The 7391-nt window shown below is 39.5% G+C and carries 6 protein-coding genes and 3 pseudogenes; 6 read left to right on the top strand and 3 right to left on the bottom strand.

Annotated elements, in window-relative coordinates; translation table 11 throughout:
* Positions 1-185: 185 nt before the first annotated feature.
* From Xedl_RS18670 to Xedl_RS18645, 6 genes are all read left to right on the top strand, one after another.
* The gene (locus Xedl_RS18670) at positions 186-989 is read left to right on the top strand and encodes an arginase family protein (protein ID WP_074025230.1); all 804 of its coding nucleotides are present in this window, start codon (positions 186-188) and stop codon (positions 987-989) included.
* The gene (gene dapF / locus Xedl_RS18665; RefSeq protein ID WP_208605091.1) at positions 982-1890 is read left to right on the top strand and encodes a diaminopimelate epimerase; all 909 of its coding nucleotides are present in this window, start codon (positions 982-984) and stop codon (positions 1888-1890) included. The genes Xedl_RS18670 and dapF overlap by 8 nt, the downstream gene beginning before the upstream one ends.
* Entirely contained in the window at positions 1877-2833 is a 957-nt protein-coding gene (gene cysK / locus Xedl_RS18660) for a cysteine synthase A (RefSeq protein WP_074025229.1), read from the top strand. The genes dapF and cysK overlap by 14 nt, the downstream gene beginning before the upstream one ends.
* Before the next feature lie 43 nt (positions 2834-2876).
* The gene (gene metX, locus Xedl_RS18655; RefSeq protein WP_074025228.1) at positions 2877-3986 is read left to right on the top strand and encodes a homoserine O-acetyltransferase MetX; all 1110 of its coding nucleotides are present in this window, start codon (positions 2877-2879) and stop codon (positions 3984-3986) included.
* A 26-nt stretch (positions 3987-4012) separates the two neighbouring features.
* Positions 4013-4759, top strand: a complete 747-nt coding sequence (locus Xedl_RS18650) for an SDR family oxidoreductase (protein ID WP_074025227.1) — start codon at positions 4013-4015, stop codon at positions 4757-4759.
* Positions 4760-4904: 145 nt separating this feature from the next.
* Positions 4905-5819: an ATP-grasp domain-containing protein gene (locus tag Xedl_RS18645; RefSeq protein WP_074025226.1), complete on the top strand. Its 915-nt coding sequence runs from the start codon at positions 4905-4907 to the stop codon at positions 5817-5819.
* Positions 5820-5981: 162 nt separating this feature from the next.
* On the opposite strand, the pseudogene Xedl_RS39475 reads toward Xedl_RS18645, so the two are convergent.
* From Xedl_RS39475 to Xedl_RS18625, 3 pseudogenes are all read right to left on the bottom strand, one after another.
* Positions 5982-6753 (bottom strand): annotated as a pseudogene (locus Xedl_RS39475) (transposase); the annotation flags it as partial.
* Positions 6753-7124: pseudogene (locus Xedl_RS18630) on the bottom strand (transposase); the annotation flags it as partial. The pseudogenes Xedl_RS18630 and Xedl_RS39475, both read right to left, overlap by 1 nt.
* A 92-nt stretch (positions 7125-7216) precedes the next feature.
* A pseudogene (locus Xedl_RS18625) lies at positions 7217-7391 on the bottom strand (IS630 family transposase); the annotation flags it as partial.

Below are 7391 nucleotides of genomic sequence, written 5' to 3'. Positions count from 1 at the left end.
TCGGTCCGTTGGGTGATTTGTGATTTTTCGCAATTGATCAGATCGCAAAAACCGGACTGAGTTCCCTCCAAGTGATCTATTATTTTGAAATCTTATTTAATTGAAGAAAACAAAGATCGTACCGATAAGTGCCCATTTCACTTTAATAACTCAATTAGTAAATAATTTTATTTTTGGATATCATTATGAATAATCTAATAGTTTCACAAGGCCGTATTGCTGATCGTGCAGATAATATGATTGCTGGTGCCGCAATTATTGCAAAGGCATTAGAGGAAAAATATGGTCTCAATGCTACGTATGTTGGTAAACCAACTCCTTCAGTTAATGATTCATGGCAAGAAAGTTTGCCACTGGCAAAAAATACACTAGAAGGTTTAAGGAAAGCCTTAAATAAAGGAATTAAGGAAAACAAACGTAATATAATGTTGGCTAACACTTGCTCTGCCAGTTTGGCGACGCTCCCTGTTGTTGCTGAGGTCTATCCTGATGCTAGATTACTATGGATTGATGCTCACGGTGATTTCAATACCCCTGAAACAACTGAATCAGGCTATCTTGGTGGTATGGTTGTAGCGGCAGCTTGCGGATTATGGGACAGCGGTCATGGCTCAGGACTAAATTCCAAAAACGTTATCTTAATTGGTTCTAGAGACATTGATCCTAAAGAGCAAAACTTATTAAACCAAGCTCAGGTAAAAATTTTACCTCCTTCCCAAGTTAACACACAAAATATATTAGATGCCATCGGTGGTGCTCCTGTGTGGATTCATATTGATTGGGATGTTCTGGAGCCTGGTTATTTGCCAGCTGATTATCAAGTGCCCAATGGCCTCACTGTTATGCAAATAAAAGAAATTTTCCAGGCAATTCCTTTACATCAAATTCTTGGTGTGGAACTAGCTGAATTTAATGCATCATCTGATGAAGAAGTGAATGAGAACGCAAAAAAAATTATTTTAGACATTATTGCTGGCTTATTTGAATAAATTAACTGTATTAGGGTTAAAAATGGATATGATAATTCCATCAAGATTTAATATCTCTAAACCAAGATTGAAATTCAGCAAAATGCATGGTGCGGGAAATGATTTTGTTATACTTGATCTGCGTGGTACACATTATCCTGATATTGGGTTATGTCGTTTTCTCACAGACAGACACAAAGGTGTTGGCTGTGATCTTATCTTAGGCGTAGATATACCGAAAAACAAAGAGTCAATTGCTTCATACCATATATGGAGTTCAGATGGTTCTAAATCCAGACAGTGTGGAAATGGTGCCCGTTGTGTAGCTGCTTGGCTTATCCGCGAAGGTTTAGCGTGTGATGCATCTTTTTCACTTGATAGCCCATCTGGCCTGCTTTCTGTTGAAATTACGCAAGATGGCGAATTCTGTATAGGTATGGGAATTCCAAATTTTTTGCCATCAGATATCCCATTATTTAACTTTGCACAGCAGCAGTTGGAGTACACCGTTCGTATTACTGAAAACGACGTGACATTTAGTGCATTGTCCATGGGAAATCCTCATGCAGTGATTGAAGTGGATGATATTGAAACTGCAGCAGTACAATCCACTGGTCCAGCTATACAGCAATCACTCTTTTTCGAACCCACTGTTAATGTTGGTTTTGTTCAAATAACATCCAGGAAAGAAATCTTACTAAGAGTTTTTGAATTCGGTGCCGGTGAAACCCTAGCTTGTGGCAGTGGTGCCTGTGCAGCAGTTGCCGCGTTAATCCGTAAAGGAAAGCTAGATAATAGCGTCACAGTAATTTTGCTTGGTGGTAAATTAAAAATTGAGTGGAAAGATGAGACCAGCCCTATTTTTATGACTGGACCTGTAGATTTTACATATGAAGGAGAGATAGTAAATGGCAATTTATAATAATATTCTCGATACTATTGGTAATACACCTATTGTCAAATTGCAGCGTATTGTGCCAGAACATGTTTCTGTGTATGTCAAGGTTGAATCATTTAATCCAGGTGGATCGGTTAAAGATCGTTTGGCGATATCTGTTATCCTAGATGCGGAGAAAAAAGGATTATTACATCCTGGCGATACTATTGCGGAATGCACTTCTGGTAATGTAGGCATTTCTTTAGCAATGGTCGCAGCTGCTCGTGGATATAAATTTGTTGCGATTATGGGGGATACGTATTCTGTTGAACGTAGGAAGTTAATCAAAGCTTATGGTGGTAAGGTTATTCTATTTCCTGGAGAACTTGGTAGCGCGGGTGGAAATGCCATTGCCGATGAATTAGCACAAAAACATGGCTGGTTTCGTGCAAAACAATTTGATAATCCAGCAAATCCGGCATATCACAGGGAAACCACAGCGGCTGAAATCTTGCGTGATTTTGCCGGTAAGCGCCTTGACTATTTTGTTACTGGTTTCGGCACCAGTGGCACACTCACTGGCATAGGTCAAATTTTAAAATTCGCCAGACCTAATGTTCAAATTATCGCAGCTGAACCAGATAACGCAGCTGTCCTTTCGGGACAAAATTGGAATGTTCATCAGATTCAAGGGTGGGCACCGAATTTTATCCCTTCAATTATGGATAAGAATGTCATTGATCGATTAGTCACAATCAACGAAATAGAAGGACGCGATATGGCTCAACGCCTAGCCAAAGAAGAAGGTATTTTTGTTGGCATTTCAGCCGGAGCCACATTAGCAACAGCTATTAATATAGCAAAGGATGTTGAGGAAGGTTCTGTTTTACTAGCTATGTTACCTGATACCGGCGAACGTTATCTCTCCACGTTTTTGCTGGAAGGCATTAATGAATTCTCTGACGATAAATGGTTAGCTTCTTTGTAAGGAAGAACTTTTATAATAATCATCTTTAGTTGTGGAGTATCTAATGAGTGAATTTATTCCTGCTTCCACTAAATTTGTTCAATTGCCTGAGAAAGTTCAGATGAAATGTGGGGCCTTGCTTTCGGGGGTACGTATTGCTTATGAAACATACGGTCAGTTAACTTCATCACGAGATAACGTGATATTAATTCTTACTGGCCTTTCTCCTGATGCTCATGTTGCATCCAATAAAGCTAATCCACAATGTGGGTGGTGGGAAGCAATGGTTGGTGCAGGTAAAGCGATTGACACCCGATACTGGTATGTTATATGTGTTAATTCTTTGGGTAGCTGCAAAGGCTCAACAGGAGCTTCCTCCATTAATCCTTCTACTGGTGAACCTTACAGACTCAGTTTTCCTAAGTTGGCTATTGAGGATATCGCTGATACCACCGCACAGGCCATTTTCTTGCTCGGTTTTGATAAAATAGCTTGTGTTATTGGACTTTCAATGGGAGGTATGACTGCGTTGTCTATGCTGTCACGTTATCCTGGTATCGCTACTCATCATATCAATATTTCCAGTGCCATACATGCTTTACCTTTTTCAATTGCCATTCGTTCATTACAACGCGAATCAATAAGGAATGATCCTAACTGGAATCAAGGAAATTATGATAAGGATATATTTCCTCTAAACGGAATGCTTCTAGCTCGCAAGTTAGGACTTATAAGTTATCGTTCCGCAAAAGAATGGGAGCAGCGTTTTGGTAGAAATATATTTTCTTTAGAAATAAGTAGTAATTTTGAATTCAATCAGTTTGAAATTGAAAGCTATCTCCAGCATCGTGCCCATGATTTTATTAATTGTTTTGATCCTAATTGTTATCTCTATTTAAGTCAGAGCATGGATCATTTCGATCTTGCAGAGAATTATAATGGTGACATTCATGCGAGTTTAGAGAATATTTCTTTAAGAAGGGCGCTGATTATCGGTGTTGAAACCGACATCCTCTTCCCTATACATCAACAAAGGCAGATTGCGAAAGGATTAGAGCGCGGGGGTACTAGGGTTGAGTTTTATGCTCTCAATTCACTACAGGGGCATGATGCTTTTCTTGTTGATATAGATGAGTTTGGCCCGAAGATTCAATCTTTTCTTTCTGCCTTATAATCATTCAACATCATAGGTTATATTCAATGATACAAAAATTTAATAAAGTAGCTCTAATTACCGGAGCTAATCGTGGTATTGGCTTTGAAATGTCACGTCAACTTGCCGAGAAAGGCATTCATGTAATTCTTTCTGCTCGCGATAAATCTAAAGTTATTGAGGCGGTGAAATCTTTATCATGCGAGGGAGTTAGTGTCGAACCTCTGATAATGGACATTACTTCTCACGAAGAGATTAAATTAGCTGTTGATTATGTCGATAAAAAACATTCCCGATTAGATATTTTAATTAATAACGCCGCAATTCGTATCGAACAATATGGTAGAAGTCCTTCGGAGCAACCACTGGATTTATGGTATGAAACCTTTGCCACTAATTTATTTGGAATGGTTGCTGTGACGAATGCTATGCTTCCTTTAATTAAAAAATCACCTGCAGGACGAATCGTAAACGTTTCTAGTTTGCTTGGTTCAATATCCACACATACTGACAGAAATTCGTATGCTTATAACCCTTTTTTTAAATCATTACCCGCTTATAGCGCCTCTAAGAGCGGAGTAAATTCCTGGACAGTGCATCTTGCCTATGAATTACGAGATACAGATATAAAGGTCAACGCAGCACATCCCGGTTATACCAAGACCGATATGAATGAAGGGGCTGGTGAGCTTGATGTCAAGGATGGAGCCAAAACCTGCGTTTGCCTAGCTTTGTTAAATGAGAATGGCCCCACTGGAGGATATTTTCATATGGGTAATTCTATTCCCTGGTAATTCCTACTTTTAGTAAAGATGAGTTTATATATACTGTTTCTTTTTTAAAGATGCGGTATTGATATTAAATTAACGTTTGTAGGGTGCAATTCCTACATATATAAATATCGAATTAATAATGATTAGCTAATTATCAGAGGAAGTTATGAAAAAGATTGCATTAGTTACAGATAGCGAAAGTTTACCAATTGACTATGATATGACTCTGTTATTTGACGCTTGTCACCAGCTTGGAATGCAGCCAGTGGTTTGCCACTGGAATAATAATCAGGTTGACTGGAGTGTTTTCGATATCGTTATACCTCGATCAACCTGGACTTACGTTGATCATTGTAATGAATTTTTATCGTGGTGCAATCATGTAACAGCTACTTCTGTGTTGCTCAATCCTGTTGAGGTTATACATTGGAATGTGAATAAAAATTATTTGCAAGATCTTGAATATAATCAAGTTCCTATTGTTCCCAGTGTCTTTTCTCATATCGGAGATGATGCTCAAATATTACTAAATAGATTTTACGATCTACATGGTCAGAAACAAGAAATTGTGGTCAAACCAGCACTTGGCGCTTATTCTAAAAATGTACGACGTTTCTCAGCTGCTCAAGGTGAGCAAGCACTAAAGCATATTAATCAATTGATTGAGGAGGATTCATCCGTGATTGTCCAACCTTACTTCAAGTCCATTGATATCTATGGCGAGACCAATCTTATCTATTTTGATGGTGAATATAGCCATTCAATCAAAAAAGAGGCCCTACTCATGGCTGATGGACGAGTGAAAGTTCCTCATCAGGAGCTACGTAAGGCTAGATTAGCCTCTGAGCAGGAGTGTGAAGTCGCCTCTGCGGCGTTGAATGCAATAAAAGCAAAATTTAGCCTTGATCACCATCTACTTTATGCCCGTATCGATCTAATTCACGATGATGAACAGCAGCCACGTATTCTTGAACTTGAACTGATGGAGCCATCACTGAGTCTTCCCTTTACTGATACTGGTGCAAAAACATTCGCGACTGCTATAGCACGACGGCTGCAATTGCAAACCAATTTACGTTGATGATGAATCCAGCTCTGAAGTGAAACATTAGGCCGCTGTTTTAATTTCCTGAATACCACTAAAGGCGGCCTTATAATATCCGTATTTCGCTAATGTATTCAGCATGGCACATTGAAGCCTATTTGGAGGAGGTATCTATTTCATTATTTAATTGACTTAACCTCAGCTTCGTTTAAGAATAGCGATTTCATTATCCCGTAGATTCAAGCTCGGTTGTTTAGGTTGGAATGTATAAGCAATAAGGCCGGCAGTAACTTCCAATAAAAAACCGAGTTGACTGCGATGCCTTGAATGCGCTATCTGAGAAATATTCTTGAGCTGATCAATGACGGTTTCTATCAAAAACCGCCGCCTTAACATCAATCTATCCCAGAGAGATAATGCCTTGGCTTTCATGTTACTCCGGACATTCGTGACTAACGTGACACCTTCTGCTTCCAATTCATCACATAAAGCCTGGGATAAGTCTGTCTTTTAGTCACAATTTTTTATCATGCTGTTTTTTATATGAATTATTTTGAACCTCTCAATACAGTGCTAAAAAATGTTTTATTTAAAATCAGATAGATAGTTTTTTCAAATTACGGTCATTTGACCGTAATTTGAGATGTGACTAAAAGACAGGGGATAAGTCCCCTTTATCACCATACAAACATCCTGTTAATCCTTTTGTCAGCGCTTTGACTGGCTGGCGATCATCCGTGTTTCCTGCGGTGAGTTTCACGGCTAACAATTCGCCGCAATCATTGATAACCAAATGAAGTTTAAAGCCATAAAACCAGCCGGTACTGGTTTTTCCTCGTTGTGCCATTCCCTCAAATACCCGATGACGGGGAATACGAAGGTTATGACAAACGGCAATTTTGGTGGAATCAATAAAAGCGATCCCTTGAGTTGTTACCTTACGTGACGACAGAAAAGCGCATAAAGGGATATCCGTCCGGCAGTACCGCTATATTGGCGTTGGACGCCGGCAGAATGCGTCCCTTTTTTGATAAAACCGGTTTCATCGATGATGAGGATGACTTGCTCATCACCGAGATGGTCAGTCACATAATCGCGTAAAATATCGCGAGCCGCTTCGGCATCCCAACGGGCGCGTTCCAGAAAATATTGAATGCCATCAGGCGAGTGTTCACCCAACCATTCCGCCAGTTGCCAGCTATTTTTACGCTCAACATCACTGAGTAATCCCCGGAGATAGGCGAGGCAGCGTTGCTGTGGACTGGCATGGTGAAATAACGGTGTCAGACGCGTGTGTAATGAGAGCAGTTCTTGTTCCCAAAGGTTAACAGGTAAGTGCATTGAACACCTCCCCCTATTTTCAGGAAGAATATATCATGAGCTATCATGCCACAATGGAGCGTACGACTGTAGTACTAAATAACTTTTCATAATTATGAGAGTTTCATATTTCCTATCCCTTTCCATTGATTTGCTGAAGCGGCATTTAAAAAAAACTTAACTCTTTTGATCAGCATCCACATATATTGGCAACAATGGTTCCGTGTGACGGTTTCATGCAATGATTGCCATAGCCGCTCTATTTTATTCAGCCAAGGAGAATAAACC

The sequence above is a fragment of the Xenorhabdus eapokensis genome (assembly GCF_001908105.1).
This window is presented reverse-complemented; position numbering and strand designations above follow the sequence as displayed.